This is a genomic window from Campylobacter vicugnae (assembly GCF_002139875.1).
GTDB lineage: Bacteria > Campylobacterota > Campylobacteria > Campylobacterales > Campylobacteraceae > Campylobacter > Campylobacter vicugnae.
Genome location: NZ_CP018793.1, coordinates 1,358,314 through 1,376,372, shown reverse-complemented (window position 1 = coordinate 1,376,372; position 18,059 = coordinate 1,358,314). Strand labels below are relative to the sequence as shown.

Annotated in this window: 16 protein-coding genes; 10 read left to right on the top strand and 6 right to left on the bottom strand. The window is 30.9% G+C overall.

The features are described from left to right. Positions 1-11 precede the first annotated feature (11 nt). Together CVIC12175_RS07130 and CVIC12175_RS07125 are read right to left on the bottom strand one after the other, a co-directional pair. Positions 12-2,426, bottom strand: coding sequence for a sensor domain-containing phosphodiesterase (locus CVIC12175_RS07130; RefSeq protein ID WP_192940149.1), 2,415 nt, complete (start codon positions 2,424-2,426; stop codon positions 12-14). Beyond that, positions 2,423-3,139, bottom strand: a complete 717-nt coding sequence (locus CVIC12175_RS07125) for a class I SAM-dependent methyltransferase (protein WP_086315971.1) — start codon at positions 3,137-3,139, stop codon at positions 2,423-2,425. Before CVIC12175_RS07125 ends, CVIC12175_RS07130 begins: the two co-directional genes overlap by 4 nt. 101 nt (positions 3,140-3,240) lie before the next feature. Here CVIC12175_RS07125 and CVIC12175_RS07120 point away from each other — a divergent pair, with 101 nt between their 5' ends. The 3 genes from CVIC12175_RS07120 to CVIC12175_RS07110 are packed head-to-tail and all read left to right on the top strand — an operon-like array spanning position 3,241 to position 5,653. Continuing rightward, a complete protein-coding gene (locus CVIC12175_RS07120; RefSeq protein WP_086315970.1) occupies positions 3,241-4,098 on the top strand; it encodes a metal ABC transporter solute-binding protein, Zn/Mn family in 858 nt (285 codons plus the stop codon). Beyond that, positions 4,095-4,859 carry a metal ABC transporter ATP-binding protein gene (locus CVIC12175_RS07115; protein ID WP_086315969.1) on the top strand — a complete coding sequence of 255 codons (765 nt, stop codon included), beginning with the start codon at positions 4,095-4,097 and terminating at the stop codon, positions 4,857-4,859. The genes CVIC12175_RS07120 and CVIC12175_RS07115 overlap by 4 nt, the downstream gene beginning before the upstream one ends. Positions 4,860-4,882: 23 nt before the next feature. Beyond that, a complete protein-coding gene (locus CVIC12175_RS07110) occupies positions 4,883-5,653 on the top strand; it encodes a metal ABC transporter permease (RefSeq protein ID WP_086316027.1) in 771 nt (256 codons plus the stop codon). Here the strand turns inward: CVIC12175_RS07110 and pseB are convergent, their stop codons facing one another. Together pseB and CVIC12175_RS07100 are read right to left on the bottom strand one after the other, a co-directional pair. Beyond that, positions 5,654-6,649, bottom strand: a complete 996-nt coding sequence (gene pseB / locus CVIC12175_RS07105) for a UDP-N-acetylglucosamine 4,6-dehydratase (inverting) (RefSeq protein WP_086315968.1) — start codon at positions 6,647-6,649, stop codon at positions 5,654-5,656. Positions 6,650-6,663: 14 nt separating this feature from the next. Next, positions 6,664-7,095 carry a copper chaperone PCu(A)C gene (locus tag CVIC12175_RS07100; RefSeq protein WP_086315967.1) on the bottom strand — a complete coding sequence of 144 codons (432 nt, stop codon included), beginning with the start codon at positions 7,093-7,095 and terminating at the stop codon, positions 6,664-6,666. A 117-nt stretch (positions 7,096-7,212) separates the two neighbouring features. Between CVIC12175_RS07100 and CVIC12175_RS07095 the strand changes: the two genes are divergently transcribed. Genes CVIC12175_RS07095 through CVIC12175_RS07085 form a run of 3 tightly spaced genes read left to right on the top strand, consistent with a single transcriptional unit; the run spans position 7,213 to position 9,424 of the window. Then, positions 7,213-8,181, top strand: coding sequence for a L,D-transpeptidase family protein (locus CVIC12175_RS07095; RefSeq protein ID WP_086315966.1), 969 nt, complete (start codon positions 7,213-7,215; stop codon positions 8,179-8,181). A gap of 3 nt (positions 8,182-8,184) precedes the next feature. Then, positions 8,185-8,427 carry a CmeU family protein gene (gene cmeU, locus CVIC12175_RS07090; protein WP_086249231.1) on the top strand — a complete coding sequence of 81 codons (243 nt, stop codon included), beginning with the start codon at positions 8,185-8,187 and terminating at the stop codon, positions 8,425-8,427. Next, entirely contained in the window at positions 8,420-9,424 is a 1,005-nt protein-coding gene (locus CVIC12175_RS07085) for an alanine racemase (RefSeq protein ID WP_086303078.1), read from the top strand. The genes cmeU and CVIC12175_RS07085 overlap by 8 nt, the downstream gene beginning before the upstream one ends. 32 nt (positions 9,425-9,456) lie before the next feature. Here the strand turns inward: CVIC12175_RS07085 and gdhA are convergent, their stop codons facing one another. Then, positions 9,457-10,821 (bottom strand): NADP-specific glutamate dehydrogenase, encoded by a 1,365-nt coding sequence (gene gdhA, locus CVIC12175_RS07080; protein WP_086249229.1) that lies wholly within the window; start codon positions 10,819-10,821, stop codon positions 9,457-9,459. Between the two features lie 119 nt (positions 10,822-10,940). Continuing rightward, positions 10,941-11,615 (bottom strand): MqnA/MqnD/SBP family protein, encoded by a 675-nt coding sequence (locus CVIC12175_RS07075; RefSeq protein ID WP_086255917.1) that lies wholly within the window; start codon positions 11,613-11,615, stop codon positions 10,941-10,943. Between the two features lie 206 nt (positions 11,616-11,821). Between CVIC12175_RS07075 and CVIC12175_RS07070 the strand changes: the two genes are divergently transcribed. From CVIC12175_RS07070 to CVIC12175_RS07055, 4 genes are all read left to right on the top strand, one after another. After that, positions 11,822-13,012 (top strand): hypothetical protein, encoded by a 1,191-nt coding sequence (locus CVIC12175_RS07070; RefSeq protein ID WP_086315965.1) that lies wholly within the window; start codon positions 11,822-11,824, stop codon positions 13,010-13,012. 59 nt (positions 13,013-13,071) lie between these two features. Next, a complete protein-coding gene (locus CVIC12175_RS07065; RefSeq protein WP_086315964.1) occupies positions 13,072-14,958 on the top strand; it encodes a hypothetical protein in 1,887 nt (628 codons plus the stop codon). A gap of 113 nt (positions 14,959-15,071) precedes the next feature. After that, positions 15,072-16,217, top strand: a complete 1,146-nt coding sequence (locus tag CVIC12175_RS07060; protein WP_086315963.1) for a hypothetical protein — start codon at positions 15,072-15,074, stop codon at positions 16,215-16,217. Positions 16,218-16,269: 52 nt separating this feature from the next. Then, positions 16,270-18,039, top strand: a complete 1,770-nt coding sequence (locus tag CVIC12175_RS07055; protein ID WP_086315962.1) for a hypothetical protein — start codon at positions 16,270-16,272, stop codon at positions 18,037-18,039. Positions 18,040-18,059: the final 20 nt, after the last annotated feature.

Here is an 18,059-nt window from a genome sequence, read left to right as displayed (position 1 = left end):
ATTTTCTCCTATTATTCTATATTATTTGGCAAGACTGGTCTTGCTAATAGATAGCCTTGAGCATAATCTATACCTAACTCTTTGATAATTTCTAAAATTTGTGGAGTAGAGACAAACTCAGCTACAGTCTCATATCCTTGTCTTTTTGCAAAATCTACAATAGTCATTACCACACTTTGAGCATTTTTATCAAATGGTAATTTAGAGATGATAGAGCCATCTATTTTTATATAATCTATATTTAATTCAAGCATTCTATAATAGTTTGAATATCCACTACCAAAATCATCAAGGCTAAGTTTGCAGCCATAATTTTTAATCTCTTGTATAAATGGATTGATCGCATCATAATCATCTACACCTTCGCTCTCTAAGATCTCTATGGTTAAATTTTGTGGATGAGAGCATAGGCTAAGCTTTTGTAAGAATAAATTTTTAACTGGTTCGTTCATCATATCTACACTTGAGAGATTTATAGAAAATCTCTTTTTATCTCCAAATCTATCTAAAAGCTCAAAAGTTCTATTTATAACTTGCTTAGTAAGTGCTAGATATAGCGATGTAAGCTTGGCTACACTTAAAAACTCATTTGGGTAGTGAATTTGATTTTGTTGATCTAAGATACGGATTAAAATCTCATATGAGCTGATTTTTGGCTTAGATGTTCTAATATCAAATATTCCTTGACACTCTACAATTACTCTATTTTCATTTAAAGCATATTGGATTAATCTTGTTATTGTGGCATTTTTTTGATAGCTTTTTTCTATCATATTATCATGGCTATAAAAGCTTAAATTTAACTCTTTTTCTTTAGCTTCTTGTGCTGCTAGAATAGCTTGAATAAGTCTATTTAAATTTGGCTTATCATCGTTAGAGCTTACCCCCATAGTAATTGATATATTTGGCAAGATCTCAAATCCACCATCTGTTTGGATAGTGATATTTTTAGATTTAAAATACTCTAATATATATTTTACATCTTTTTTGATATTGTTGCCTTTATACCATATGCAAAACTCATCAAGCTGCATTCTGTAGGCTTGTGCATCAATCTTATAGGTGCTAATAGCGAGTTTTATTGAGTTAGCAATGGCAACAAATATCATATCGATCAAATTTGAGCGGTAGAAAAATCTTAAATTTGCAAAATCTGTAATCATTAGATAAATTAACACGCCATCTTGATTATTTTTTATAGCATCATTTAGGGCTGAGAGATTTTTTAATCCGGTGAGATTATCTATATTTGAACTCTCTTGTAATTGAGCATTTTTGAAATTTAACTCTTTGCTAATTAATCTTTCTTTGGTTATATCTCGCTTGAGTATTATAGCGCCATTTATATCGTTAAACTCATCTAGCATAGGAATAGCTACTATATCTTCATAGATTAAGATTCCATCACTAGATTTGCTAACAAACTCATTATATGATTTAACCTCTTTGCTTTGGCTAATCTCATCAAATATATCAATCCCTTGCATATTCATATTTAATGAGGCTAGCTCTTTGCCTATGATTTTATCTACATTAAAGCTAGTTGAATTTATAAATGCATTATTGACGCTTGATATTTTTCCAAATTTATCTAAAATTATTATCTGATTTGGATTGTTATCAATGAGATATTTTAGCTGTTTTAGCTTAATTTTATTTGTTCTATTTTGCAAACTTAAAATTCCATTTTTAGTCACAGCTGCAGTAACTATAATTAATAAAAATGCTGAACTACCAATAAGTGCGTATAAAGCAGAGTTAAAATGCTCAATCGAATGCTCTAAGAGCTGATTGATAACACGATCAATATGCAAACTATCATTTTGAATTTTTAAATTTGGAATTGTGATTAGATTGTCATTTACATGCTGGATTATACTTAAAAATTGATAATCAAATGTTGATTGTGGTAGCCCAATGAGTTTAGTAAGATATAGATCAAACTTATTTCTATCAAAATTATCCATAAATCTTGAGTTTATCAATAATGCATAAGCCTTACTCATCTCTACTATATTGGTTGTTTTTGGTAAATTTTTATTGAGTTCTATTAGGTTTGTAGATATATCTTGACGGATTACATAGTAGTCTCTTATTATATCGATTCGTTTTTTTATTTTGGAGTTTAAATCTTCTAGTAATAATAGATGATCAATCTTGTAAAATAGCTTTGTGATGATAAAATTTGATGTAATTTGATCTAATATAGCATTGATTTGATTAATGCTTTTTTCGCTATCTTCTATGGTTGTATGGATATTTTGAAGATCTATTTGTAGATATAGCTCTTCATTTAATCTTTTTAGTTCGGCAAAATCGTATAGTCTTTTATCAGTTTTTAGTAGTATCTGCCCAGTTGCTATAATAAAATAAAGACACGCAAGTGTAAAAAATAGCATTATAAATTTTAAAATATTTATTGTCAAAATATCATAACTTTCACGCAAGTGGTGATATTTTCAGTGATTAAATCACCATTTGCTAGGTTTTTTATCCGATCTTTTATCTGATCTTTTGTGTAGTTTTGACCACTTATTTCTAGATGCCAGGCTAAATTTTCTACCATATCATCTACGCTTCTTGTAGAGCTTCTATTTTCATTTAATATTTTTGATTTAATATTAACACCTTTAGAGTTTAAAAATTTTTCAAGTCTAGCTACAGGCGTTGCCATATCAGCTCTACTAGATGAATCCATAAAAAGCTCCAATAGATCAGATTTTCTAGGCTTTAGCCAATTCATATATATATGCTCGTTAGCAAGATTATAAAATATTTCAAAATCTTCATCGCTTTTAAGTGCTGGCGACATAGTTAAAAATGCTATATCAAATTTTTGATTTTCAACACTTTTTATTGTGCCATGAAGTGTTTGGATATTATTTATGCTATGCTCTTTAGCACTTAAATTTAATATCTCTAGCATCGCATCGCTAAGGTCTAAAGCTAGAATATCTTTACTCATTTTAGCTAAATGCAAGCTATAAACACCAGTGCCAGCACCAATATCTATAACGCTTTTATTTGTAAAATCTACACCGCATTGAGTTAAAAAAGCAAAAAAATTAGCCTCAAATGGACGCATAATAGGGCTAAATTTAGGATATGTTTTGGACTTTTTATTCCAAATCTCTTGCATACAACTACCTTGGGATTATTTCTTAAATTTTATCAAGTTTTTCTTTAAATAAATTTAAGTCAAATCAGATATAATTTTACACTTTATTTTATGGGGGAAATATGATTAGATTAGGTTTGATTTTGATGATTTTAACTGGAGTGATTTTGGCTAAACCAGTAGTTACTACTAGTATTTTGCCAACAGCATTTTTTGTAGAGCGTATTGGTGGAAATGATATTGAAGTCAATAGTATTGTAAGGGCAAATGCTGATCCGCACTCATTTGAACCAAAAGTAAGTGATATGAAAAAGCTAGAACTTAGCAATATATTTTTTGCTGTTGGAATAGAGTATGAAGATGTTTGGCTAGATAAATTTAGCAAAGCATATCCAAATTTAAAAATCATAAAAACTCAAGGTGAAAATATAAAATATAATAAAATTAGCCATCACAATCATGACCATCATCATGATCATCATGACCATAGCCATGACGAGTTTGATACTCATATCTGGCTTGATCCTATAATGGTAAAAGACCAGGCTAAGATCATAGCCCAAGCTCTAAGCCAAAAATATCCACAAAACGCTAAAATATATAGCCAAAATTTAGATAAATTTCTTCAAGATATCGATAAATTAGACGCATATATAAAAGATAGTCTAAAAGATATAAAAAATAGAAAATTTATGGTTTTTCATCCTTCGTGGGGTTATTTTGCTAAGAGATATCATCTAACTCAAATCGCTATAGAATCAGGCGGCAAAGAGCCTAAACCTGCAGCTTTGGCAAGGTTGATTAAAAAGGCTAATCAAGAAGATATTAAAGTGATATTTGTCTCACCAGGATTTAGTCAAAAATCAGCCCAGTTAATCGCAGAACAAACCGGTGCTAAGTTGATAGAGATAGACCATCTCTCAAAAGATTGGCTAAATAATATGTATAAAATTGCTCAAATATTTAAAAATTCGCTATGAAAATAGAGATTGAAAATTTAAGCTTTGGCTATGATAATAGTAATATTTTTGAGAATTTAAATTTTAGTTATCACAGCAATGATTTTTTAGCTATTATTGGCCCAAATGGTGGTGGCAAAAGCACACTTTTGCGTCTTATGCTTGGGATTATTGAACCAAAATCAGGCAAGATAAGTATAGATTCTAAATCTCCAAAGCTAGCCAAAGAGCTAATTGGCTATGTACCACAACATATTCCGGTTAATAAAACCTTTCCAATGAGTGTTTTAGAGGTTGTATTAATGGGAAGATTGCGTGGCGGATTGTTTAAATTTTACTCAAAAGCAGATAAAAATATGGCTATGCAAGCTCTTGAAATGGTAGGAATGAAGGAGTTTAGCTCTAGAGGAATTGGCGCATTAAGTGGCGGACAAAGACAAAGAGTCTATATAGCAAGAGCCTTAGTAAGCGGAGCTAGGATTTTAATGCTAGATGAGCCAACAGCAAGTATAGATACTCAAGGACAAGCCCAAATTTACTCAGCACTAAAAGAGATAAATCAAGCAAATGTAGGCGTAATAGCTATTAGTCATGATATTAATATGGCTATGAATTTTGCTACTAAAGTCGCCTATGTAAATGGTGGAAGCGTGGTATTTCACGATATTTCAAATTTAGACAATAGAGAGTTTATAAACCATCTTAGTAAAAATCATACACATTTTTGCGATGTTGAGCTTGCGCTTAATAGCTGTGGCTGTGCTTCGCATAAGGAGAAGTAGTGGAGATTTTAAGCTTTAGTTTTATGCAAAATGCCTTAATAGCTGGAATTTTAGTTAGTATTGCGTGTGGAGTGATTGGTTCATTAATTGTGATAAACAAAATGACTTTTATAGCCGGAGGCGTAGCTCATGGTGCCTATGGTGGAATTGGTATTGCATTTTTTTTAGGCGCTTCTCCACTATTTGGTGCAGCTGGATTTGCTGTGGCTATTGGGCTACTTATCGCATTTATTAGTGATCAAAATAGAGATAGAATCGATAGCGTGATTGGTGCTATTTGGGCATTTGGTATGGCTATTGGTATTATTTTTGTAGATCTTAGCCCTGGATATAATGCAGATTTAATGAGTTATCTATTTGGCTCAATTTTGGCTGTAAGCAATGAAGATCTTGTATTTATGGGAATTTTAGATATTGTATTTGTGATTTTTGCACTGCTATTTTATACTCAAATTTGTGCTTTTTGTTTTGATAGTGAATTTGCAAAACTTCGTGGAGTTAATGTTAGCTTTTTATACTATTTAATGAGCGCTCTTATTGCTCTTTGTGTGGTTAGCACTATTAGAGTTGTAGGGCTTATTTTAGTTATTGCGTTGCTTAGCATTCCGCCATATATTGCTGAGAAATTTAGTCCAAATTTAGCCACTATGATGATTTTATCAGCGATTTTATCAGCAGTTTTTATATCATTTGGATTGATGCTTAGCTACTATTTTGATCTTACTAGTGGAGCAGCAATTATCGCAGTAGCTACTGTGGTGTTTTTTGTTGTGGAGTTTTTTAAAAGAGGATGATTAGATCCTCTCTATCATCTCTTTTAAGGATTGTTGGTTTAGCCATTGGGTGTTATTATCAGAGCGATATTCAAAACCACTTTTTATAGAGCTACCCTTTTGACCAAGTTTGTTTATAGCAAAATCAGTCTCTTTATCATAAAACCTAATAGATGGCGTAATAACATAATGATCATCAAATTCTAAACTATGAAGTGTATCATCAGCACTTATCATTATCTCATGTAGCTTCTCGCCTGGACGAATTCCAATAAGTTTTATAGGAAGATTAGGAGCTAAAGTAGCAGCTAAATCGGTAATTTTCATTGATGGAATTTTTGGAATGAATAGCTCTCCGCCGTGCATTCTTTCAAAATTTTTAAGAACAAATTTAACCCCATCTTCAAGTGTAATCCAAAATCTAGTCATTCTCTCATCAGTAATTGGTAATTCTTTTGCGCCGTTTTCTATTAATTTTTTAAATAGTGGCACTACTGAGCCTCTAGAACCAACTACATTGCCATATCTAACTACGCTAAATCTAGTTGGGCTTTGACCTGCGATATTATTTGCAGCTATAAATAGCTTATCGCTTGCTAGTTTTGTAGCACCATATAAATTTACAGGATTGCAAGCTTTATCGGTGCTTAGGGCAATTACCTTTTCAACCCTATTTTTTAAACTAGCATTAATTACATTTTGTGCGCCGTGGATATTGGTTTTGATACACTCCATTGGATTGTATTCAGCAATTGGCACATGCTTCATTGCAGCTGCATGAATTACAAAATCAACTCCGTTCATAGCAGTGTTTAATCTACTCTCATCTCGCACATCGCCTATAAAGTAACGCATAGATGAGTGAGAGAATTCGCTAGCCATTTCATACTGTTTTAATTCATCTCTTGAATAGATTATTATTTTATTTGGTTTGTAGTTTTTTAGTAGAATTTGAGTATATTTTTTACCAAAGCTACCAGTACCGCCAGTTATAAGAATATTTTTATTATTAAACACCGCTAACTCCTAGATTAATGCATCTTAGCTGGAATGACTTTTTTAACTGGTATTTTAGTTAGTTCATATGTTTTGCCATCGCTAAATGTTAAATTTACATCTACATTGCTATTATCATTTAGTTGCTCATTTAGTCCTATAAACATCAAATGCAAACCACCTGGTTTTAGCTCTACTGAAGATTTAGCTGGGATTTTTATATTTGGGATTTGCACCATTTTTCTCATACCATTTTCTTCTATATGGGTGTGAATTTCAGTTACCTTGCTGATATTGCTACTGGCTGATAGTAGCTCTATGTCGTTATTACTTTTATTTTCAATTTTCATAAACGCAGCGCTATTTTTGGCATTTGGAGGAGTGGCTTTAGCGTATGGATCAACTAGTAAAACTTCAGCTTGTAAAGCAAAAGCAGCTACAGCTACTAAAGAAAAATATCTAAACATCGTAATATCCTTGTATAAAGATTGTAATGAGTTAAATTATACAAGAATTTAAATTAATTTTCAACCGATTTTGATATAATTTACGATTTAAAAATTTAATTAATTGAGGTTAAAATAGTGAAGAAAATAGTTATTGTATTACTTGCAACTATCTATGCAATTAGTGGTGAATTAGAAGATTTATATCTAAAAAGTGGTATATTAGCCGTGCAACAAAAGATAGAAAAAAATCTACAAAATAAAGAATATTGGGATAATGCTTTAAAAGATTTAAACCTTACATATGGATATTATAGCAATAGCGATAGGCTTATTATCGTAGTAGATAAAACAGCTAAAGAGATCTCTATTAACAAATATGAAAACGGTGCCATAAAAATACTTAAAAATAATGAAATTATAACCGGTTTAATGGGCGAAAAATTAGTCGAAGGCGATCTAAAAACACCTGTTGGCGTATATGAGATTACTCGTAGATTTACTCCGCCTACTACATATTATGGGCCAGTTGCCTTTAGTCTTTCGTATCCAAATTTATATGATAAACTTCGCAAAAGAACAGGTAGCGGGATTTGGATTCATGGCTATCCAATGGAAGGCGATATAAGAGAAAATGAGGTAGAAACTAAAGGCTGTGTGGCTATGAAAAATGATCTTTTATTATCATTTGAAGATGTAGTGCAAAATAATAAATCTATAGTAATTATCAATGAAAAAGGCTATCCTAAGGCTAAAAACTCAGATATTGCAATAATTTTTGCTAATTTATTTGCATGGAAAGATGCTTGGACTATAAGTGATTTAGATAGATATTTAAGCTTTTATAGTAGTGATTTTCGCCGTTTTGATGGAATGAGATTAAATGAATTTTCTGCAATGAAAAAGAGGGTATTTAGTAAAAATGAGAGCAAGATAATTGAATTTAAAAATATTACAATTGTTCCATATCCAAATACTGAAGGCAAAAATAGCTACCGTGTGAGTTTTGATGAAAAATATAGGGCAGATACATATAAATTTGATGGTAATAAGGTTTTATATGTAAATATAGAAAATGATCAAATGAAGATATTAATAGAGGAGTAAGAAATGAATGATGAAAAAGAGCTGGTTAAAAAACAGATTGAAGAGTTTCTAGCAGCAAGGGGTAGATTTTTTGATGTTTTAGATGCAAATGTACCAAAACAAGGCAATAGCACAGCATTTGATTTTGATGCGTGTAAAGAGCCGAGTCTAAAAGCATTGTATAAAGAGTTTTATGCATATGATTATGCAGTAAGAAAGATGTTGCCACATATTTATAAAAAATTTGATTTGAGCTTTAATGTCTGAGATCTTACTCTCTAAGAGTGCTTATGAGCATAATCTTACTCAAATTGCTAAAAAAGTAGGCTCTAAAAAACGAATAATTTCTGTATTAAAAGATAATGCTTATGGGCATGGGGCACTTTTAATGGGGAAAATTGCAAAAGAGTTTGGTATAGAGATAACCTGCGTAAAAAGCGAGAATGAGGCTAGAGAACTAGCTGGGCTATTTAAGAGTATTATAGTGCTTTCTCATCTGCCAACTGGAGATGAAAGTAGCGAGTTTATCTATGCTATTAATGATATTAGAGCTTTAGAGATTATTAGGCCTGGTACTCAGATTCATCTTGCTATTGATACTTTAATGCATAGAAACGGTATAGATGTAAGTCAGATTAAAAGCGCTATAGAGATTATTAAAAGGCGAAATTTAGATCTAAAAGGGGCTTTTACTCACTTTAGAGCTAGCGATGAGCATGGAGCAGATTACTTCGTGCAAAAAGATAATTTTGAGCTAGCTAAAATTATGATAAGAGAGCTATTTAATAAAGAGCTTATATTTCACTCTCACAACTCCGCAGCAATAGAGAGAGCTAGTGATGTAGGTGATGAGTATGTTCGTGCGGGTATGGCGCAATTTGGATATTCTGGATTTGATGAGAGTTTAGGGCTAAAAAAAGTTTTAAAGCTATATGCAAATCGTGTAAGCTCTAGAGTATTAAAAGCTGGTCAAAGCGTTGGTTATGGTGGTGCATTTACAGCTAAATATGATATGAATATTGCTACATATGATCTTGGCTATGGAGATGGATTATTTCGCTATAATGGCAAGGGAGAGTTAAATTTAGCTAATGGTGAGCCAATTTTAGGCAAGATGTCTATGGATAGTTTTAGCTCCACTGATATGGGAGATAGAGTTTGTGTAATGGACGATGCAAATATATGGGCGGAGTTTTTTGATACTATTAATTATGATATTTTAGTAAAGCTTAGTCCATTAATTAATAGAAGAGTAGTAGAGTAAATCTAGCCGACATTAGCCGGCTAGAAAGTCTATTATACATATCCTTGATCTATCATTGCATCAGCAACTTTTCTAAATCCAGCGATGTTTGCTCCTAAAACTAGGTTGCCTGGTTCGCCAAATTCAACTGATGTATCATAGCTATCGTGGAAGATATTTGTCATAATTCTGTGAAGTTTGCTATCTACTTCATCAAAGGTCCATTTTTGCATACTTGCATTTTGAGCCATTTCTAGACCGCTAGTTGCCACACCGCCAGCATTTGCAGCTTTAGCAGGGCCAAATAAGAAGTCTTTTTGAGCTAGCATAAAGTCGATTGCTTCAAGTGTGCTTGGCATATTTGCACCTTCACAAACTAGCCTACAACCATTGCTATAAAGTGTTTTGATATCTTCTAAATTTAGCTCATTTTGAGTTGCACTTGGGAATGCTGCATCGCAAGGAACACTCCATACGGCATTTGTTCCGGCTTTATATTGATTAACTGGAGTAAATTTAGCACTTGGTTTAGCAGCTGCGTATTCGCTAAGACCTTTACGCTCAACCTCTTTAATGCGTTTTAGTAGCTCTACATCGATACCTTCGCTATCATAAATAAATCCAGTTGAATCGCTAACTGTAATAGGAAGAGCTCCAAGCTGATATAGTTTTTGAGCTGTATAGATTGCTACGTTTCCAGCGCCACTGATTGAGCATTTTTTGCCTTCAAGGCTGCTGTTTTGTTTTTTAAGCATCTCTTGAGCAAAATATACTGAACCATAGCCAGTTGCTTCTGTTCTTACTAAGCTACCGCCCCAGTTTAGTCCTTTACCTGTTAAAGAACCATCAAAGCGGTTTGTTAATTTTTTATACTGACCAAACATATATCCAATCTCTCTACCGCCAACGCCGATATCGCCAGCTGGAACATCTTTTACATCGCCGATTAGTTTATATAGTTCGTTCATAAATGCTTGACAAAATCTCATAATCTCGCCATCGCTTTTGCCTTTAGGGTCAAAATTTGCGCCGCCTTTACCGCCGCCCATATTTAAACCTGTTAAAGAGTTTTTAAAGATTTGCTCAAATCCTAGAAATTTAATAATATCAAGACATACTGAAGGGTGGAATCTTAAACCGCCTTTATATGGTCCAAGAGCAGAGTTAAACTCTACACGATAACCAAAGTGCGAACAAGGCTCGTTTTTGTCATTCATATATGTTACACGGAACATCGTGGTTCTCTCAGGCATTACAATACGATCTATGATTTTGTGATCTAGATACTTTTTCTCTCTAGTTAAAAGTGGCTCTAGTGTGTGTAAAACCTCTGTAGCTGCTTGCAAGAATGTTGTTTGACCTGGGCTTGATTTTTTAATATTTTCAAGCGTTTGGCTTATATATTCGTGTACTGACATTGTAACTCCTATTATTAAATTTTTCTGTAGCTGGATTTTATTTAATTTTTCTTAAATTTATGCTTAATAAAGAGGAAATTTGGTAAATTATTAATTAGATTGTTGCAAATTTACTCACTTTAAGGTTTAAAATTATGCTTTTTTGCTAGATGAATAAATTTTTTTAAAGCTCTTTTTTCTTTATTATTCACACTATAGCTAATATGTTCTAGATACCATAAAATCAAGCTTGCGGAGATATTTCTACTTTTTGCATACTCATCTAGTATGTATTTTGGTATCTTTATTTTTTGCTTTAAGAATTTATTAATAATTTTTTTGTAAAGGTTTTGATTTTTACTACAACAAAATAACCCAAAAACAAAAGGTAAGTTAGTTTTTTGATACCAAATTTCCCCCATATCATAAAATTTATCACCGCCATCTTTTAGATATTGTCTTAGAGCTTCATCGCCTATTATTACCTCTCCATCTAGTTTTAAGATTTTGCTGAGCATATTTGAACTTTTGGATGCAGGATCAAGTTTTTTCTCGCTATTTTTACGAACCAAAACAGACTTTACAGCACCTTTTGAACATATGCCTAAATTTAGTTTAGTATATTTTGGATTTCTACTTTCTATGCTTGAGATTATAGCTGCGTCAATTTGTCTTTTGTTTAAAGCTTGGCAAAGTTTAGCTGGAGTTCCTTTTTTAAATTCAATTGATTTTTTAGCTTGATTGCTAAGGGGATAACGTTTTAAAAATACATGAAAAGGAAGTAAATTTAAATAATCAATTTTACCAAATAACATATTTATACCTTTTATACTTTAAAAATTTAACCAATTTTGTAACAATATTGTCAATAGCAAATGTTTAAATATTATGGATTATACTCTAAATTTGCTTAATTTTAGTGTTTTAATCAAATAACTTCATTATAAAATATACTAAAATATATTAAGTTATTTTTCTTATCACCGATTTATATGTTTTATTTCAAATAAAAGGAGATTTTATGAAAAAATTTGCTTTAGCAACTATTTTTTTAGTTTCTATGCTTTTTTCATCTGATAGTTTTACTTTTAAAAAAGTAGATAATCCAAAAGAGATTATAAGTGAAATTATCTCTAAAAAGCAAAGCTTAAAATCTAAGCAAATTCCACAAGTTCGTGCTTATACTCCACTTCCTATAGATCAGTTTGTGTTTGATTCAAATTTAGATGAGCTTACGAGCGTTTCAAGTGGCGGACAGTTTTTATTTTATTTAGCTTATAATAAAGTTCAAAATGACCCTACTAAAACTTTCAATGTTAATATCCCAGAAGTTGATACATCTACTGGATATCGTTGTGATTACGATGGCTCACATCAAGCAATATGTAGCTTTAAAGAGTTTTATCATAGAGTGGAATATGCTAACAATAGTGTTGGCGGTTGGTTTTATTTTACACAATATCCATCTAGCGATGATGAATTTGTTTTAATAAATAGAATAAACACAAAAAGAGGGAATGCAGAACCTTTGATGTTAGATACCCCGTCTTATAGAAAACCTCATTTTAAAGTATTTGTTGATACTTATGGTAAGCTTAGTGTCACATTTACCTTGGTAACTGGTGGTACTCAAACAGTATCAACATCACAGGCTATACCTTTAAATACAAATGTTTATCTTCAAGCCAACAATAGCGGAATAAACTATGAAGTAGGCTGGACTACGCTTGATGGAACTAGCTCAAGAGCAAGTGGAAGTCATCAAGGATTTTCTATCCCAGCTGATATAGATGAGCATAGGGTAGCTAGAAATAATAACACTACTTGTCAGTCTGGGCCTAACGATATAGGCGTACCTACTGCAAAAAATTCAGGTTGTATAAAAATATCACTTAAGTCAGATTTAAGCGATATTGATTTGGCAAATCAAAATGCAATTGATGACGAAAAATTAGAATTATTTGCCAAAGTTAATGCTATGAAAAATTTCTTTTGGAATTATAAAATTGATATGTTTGCAGATATGAATGCAACAGATATTAGCAATAGAGCTATGTATCAAAGTGATATGTCGCTTGTTATAGATGGAAATTTGATAAATAAGATACTTTCAGATCTATCTGGTGCTACAAATTATTTTGATAATGGTGAGCTTAGAGTTTATATCGATGAAAACTATAATGTTATAGTTGCTGATATTAGGGCATATTAATCTTGTAAGCCTTATGTAATTTATATAAGGCTTTATAATCTTAAATTTAAGGAAATACAATGAAAATAAATTCATCTATAAATTTAAATATAACTTCTAACCAATCAAATTTTTCATTTATGCAAAATGTTAGCAATGTATTTGAATATAATCCAAATCAAGCAATAAAAATGCAAAGAGACCCTAATCAAGCTTCATATTTTTATGGTGATATGCCAACTTTTCTTGTAGCGCACGATGCCCAAAAATCATTAATTAAATTAGATAATAAAGATTATATTTCTTACTTTAAAACCACACTTCATTATGTTGTAGATGAAGAAACTTATAAAAATTTAACTTCTAAGTTAAACTCAAGTACCTTAAATTATCTTTTATTTAAAGAAGGAAATTTAGACTTAAACACACAGGTTATAGATGAAAAGCAGATATTTAAAATAATGATTGATGATATGATAATAGAGCAAACACAAAATATTTTAGGCGTAACAAGCAGACATGAATATTCTATGTATTCCTTTGGAAATGATGCACGTTTAAACTACAGCTACGCAAATAAATTTAGTCCAGATGCTGGGAATTATAAGGCTGATAACTACTCAAACCAAAACCCTTTAATTCCAAACTCTTATTACCTAAACTCCTACGCAAACTCAAATTTAATCGATACTAAATTTGGAAAAGCTGAATTATTTTTAGATTTAGCTGATAATAATGATAAATTAGGCGTTGGAACATTTAGTTCAAATTCACAACTCTTTAGATTTGATAGTGATGGAAATGGATTTGTAGATAAAAATGATGATTACTTTGATAAGTTAAAAATAAGAGCTTATGATAAAGATGGAAATGAGATTATAAAAAAGCTTAGTGAAGTTGTTGATAGTATAGATTTAAAAGATTTTATAGATAGTAAAAGTAATGCTCTAAACAAATGGAAAGAAGAAGTAAGCAGTTATGGCTGGGATGAAAAAACATATGAAGAGCAACTAAATATTATAAGCTCATATAATCCATACTCTATTTTTAAACCAGAAGTAAGGTATGAAAGCCTTAGTCAAAACGACTTAAATGAGCTTTCAAAACTAGCTGATGAAGATGGCTGGATAGATGTTGCAAACTTACAAGGCATAGATTTAGCTTATGCTAAAAAAGGAATTGATGGCAATTATAAGCTAAATGAACTAAATTACTTAGGAATAAGCAATAATCAAGCAAACTCTTATGCAAATGAACAATATGCCAAATTTAATGCCTTATATGAAGATTATATGGCTGAGATTAATGCATTAAATGAATTTTTTAATAGTTATAAGCAAGTAGCAAATGATGAGATTATGGCTGAGTTTGGAGCATTTATAGAAAATCCGGAGTTTAAATCAACTATAATGCTACAAATCGAACGCGAATTCACCTCTGCAACTGGACTTAAATTTAGCCTAGAAAATCTACAAAAAGTCAAAGATAGCTTTGAACAAGATAGAGCAAATACTGCAAATATGCTAAAAGATACAGATGTATTAACAGCTATAAGAATAAATAAAAATGGAACATTTACTCTTAAATTTAATAGTGGAAGAGAGATAAATGTAAATGAACTCTATAAAGATAGCGGTAAAGCCTTTGATATAGAACTAAATTTAAATGCTAAGTTTATGAGCGAAATAGAATTAAATCAAAATTTAGATTTAGTAGTAAGCTTAGCAAAAGTAAAAGATGAAATAACAGGAAATATGCAAACAAAACCCTTAAAAGAGTTAGGAGTAGAAATCATCAAAAAGCTATCAAATAATAAATTTATACTTCAAACAAATGATAATAGAAGTATTATAATAGACCAGCTTTACACCAAACTAAATGACAAAGAAAAAGATCAAAACAGCAATAAAAATCAAATAGATGATAAAGAAAAATTCTACCCAAAACCACTTAAAATTTGGGCATAGATAAGGTGTTAAAAGATGTATATAACTATCAAATTTACTATAAAATATATTAAAATAATTTAATAGTTGCCGATTTACAAACAATATCTAAAATTCAAAAGGAGAGGTTTTTTATGCAAAAATTGATTTTAATTACTATCTTTTTAGTTTCTATGCTTTTTTCATCTGATAGTTTTACTTTTAAAAAAGTAGATAATCCAAAAGAGATTATAAGTGAAATTATCTCTAAAAAGCAAAGCTTAAAATCTAAGCAAATTCCACAAGTTCGTGCTTATACTCCACTTCCTATAGATCAGTTTGTGTTTGATTCAAATTTAGATGAGCTTACGAGCGTTTCAAGTGGCGGACAGTTTTTATTTTATTTAGCTTATAATAAAAATCAAGGTGATCCCACAAATTTTCTAATTAAAAATATTTCAGAAAATTATCGTTGTGATTATGATGGAACAAATGAAGCTAATTGTAATTTTGATTTGTATCATACTAGAGTTGAATACGCCCTAAATAGCATCGGTGGTTGGTTTTATTTTAGCGGGTATCCATCTAGCAATGATGATTTTATTTTAATCAGTAGAATGAATTCGCAAAGAGGTTCGGTTGAACCTTTGATGTTAGATATCTCGTCTTATAGAAAACCGCATTTTAAAGTATTTGTTGATACTTATGGTAAGCTTAGTGTCACATTTACCTTGGTAACTGGTGGTACTCAAACAGTATCAACATCACAGGCTATACCTTTAAATACAAATGTTTATCTTCAAGCCAACAATAGCGGAATAAACTATGAAGTAGGCTGGACTACGCTTGATGGAACTAGCTCAAGAGCAAGTGGAAGTCATCAAGGATTTTCTATCCCAGCTGATATAGATGAGCATAGGGTTGGTCGAAATACTCAAAAACTTTGTGTATCAGATGGTGGTGGTAACGCTACAAAAGAGACATCTGGTTGTATAACGATCTCTTCTCCTTTTGTGGGACAAGAATTTGATAGCTCAAAAAATGAATACAAAACTTTTTCTAAATATCACCGTATGACTAACTTTTTTTGGGATTATGGCGTATATATGTTTTCAGATATGAATACAACAAATCTTAGTAATAAGCCTATATATCAATCAAGCTTATCTATAGATGGAAATTTGATAAATAAGATACTTTCAGATCTATCTGGTGCTACAAATTATTTTGATAATGGTGAGCTTAGAGTTTATATCGATGAAAACTATAATGTTATAGTTGCTGATATTAGGGCATATTAATTTACTTTAAGCTAGCAATTTGTCTAAAGCTTAATACAAGAGAGGTTATAAAATGAATATTGGTTCTTTATCATCAAATATATTTCAAATAGAAATTAATCAAAAATTGCCAAAAATAGAAGTAAATTTTGCTCAAACAGAGCAAATAAAACAAGATGAAAATGTAGATAGATTTGGTAGAAAAATAGAGTATATTAATCATTACTCATCATTTTACGGCGATATAAACACAGTCCAAAAATATCACACAAAAACACATACCAAAGAAGCAGCATTAGATGAGTTTATCGCTAGACAAACAATAGGTATCTTAAGTGGTTCTTTTCCCAATTCAACATTTGGTGTCTCAGATATAAAAAGTATATCAGAAGCAAAAGAACACACTGCGACTATAGAGGATTATGAGTATCCAACATTTGATAGTGGATATTTTATGGATATAAATTATTATCGATATGGTAAAATCCCGCAAGAATATTACCTAAACTCCTACGCAAATTCAAATTTAATCGATACTAAATTTGGAAAAGCTGAATTATTTTTAGATTTAGCTGATAATAATGATAAATTAGGCGTTGGAACATTTAGTTCAAATTCACAACTCTTTAGATTTGATAGTGATGGAAATGGATTTGTAGATAAAAATGATGATTACTTTGATAAGTTAAAAATAAGAGCTTATGATAAAGATGGAAATGAGATTATAAAAAAGCTTAGTGAAGTTGTTGATAGTATAGATTTAAAAGATTTTATAGATAGCAAAAGTAATGCTATAAAAAAACTTGAAGCACGAAAAGATAATTATGGAACAATAGAGGGTTATGAAAATGCTTTAGAATCACTAAAAGATTATAATCCATACTCTATTTTTAAACCAGAAGTAAGGTATGAAAGCCTTAGTCAAAACGACTTAAATGAGCTTTCAAAACTAGCTGATGAAGATGGCTGGATAGATGTTGCAAGCTTACAAGGCATAGATTTAGCTTATGCTAAGCAAGGAGTTGATGGGAATTATAGATTAGAAGAGTTATCTAGTCGGTTTGCAGTTAATACAACAAATTTTGGTGCTAAAAATGTGTATGATCCAACTACTAAAAAAGTTTCTTGGCGAGACAATGATAAAAACTCCTATCAAAATCAACAATATACTAGATTTATAAATTTATATAATGATTATATGAGTGAGCTTAAAAATAGAGATAATTATATGAAAGATCTTGATGATGAGGCAAAATTAAAGTATCAAGATGTAAAATCGAGCGTTATGTTATCTATCGAACGCGAATTCACCTCTGCAACTGGACTTAAATTTAGCCTAGAAAATCTACAAAAAGTCAAAGATAGCTTTGAACAAGATAGAGCAAATACTGCAAATATGCTAAAAGATACAGATGTATTAACAGCTATAAGAATAAATAAAAATGGAACATTTACTCTTAAATTTAATAGTGGAAGAGAGATAAATGTAAATGAACTCTATAAAGATAGCGGTAAAGCCTTTGATATAGAACTAAATTTAAATGCTAAGTTTATGAGCGAAATAGAATTAAATCAAAATTTAGATTTAGTAGTAAGCTTAGCAAAAGTAAAAGATGAAATAACAGGAAATATGCAAACAAAACCCTTAAAAGAGTTAGGAGTAGAAATCATCAAAAAGCTATCAAATAATAAATTTATACTTCAAACAAATGATAATAGAAGTATTATAATAGACCAGCTTTACACCAAACTAAATGACAAAGAAAAAGATCAAAACAGCAATAAAAATCAAATAGATGATAAAGAAAAATTCTACCCAAAACCACTTAAAATTTGGGCATAGATAGTGTAAAAAGATTTTTT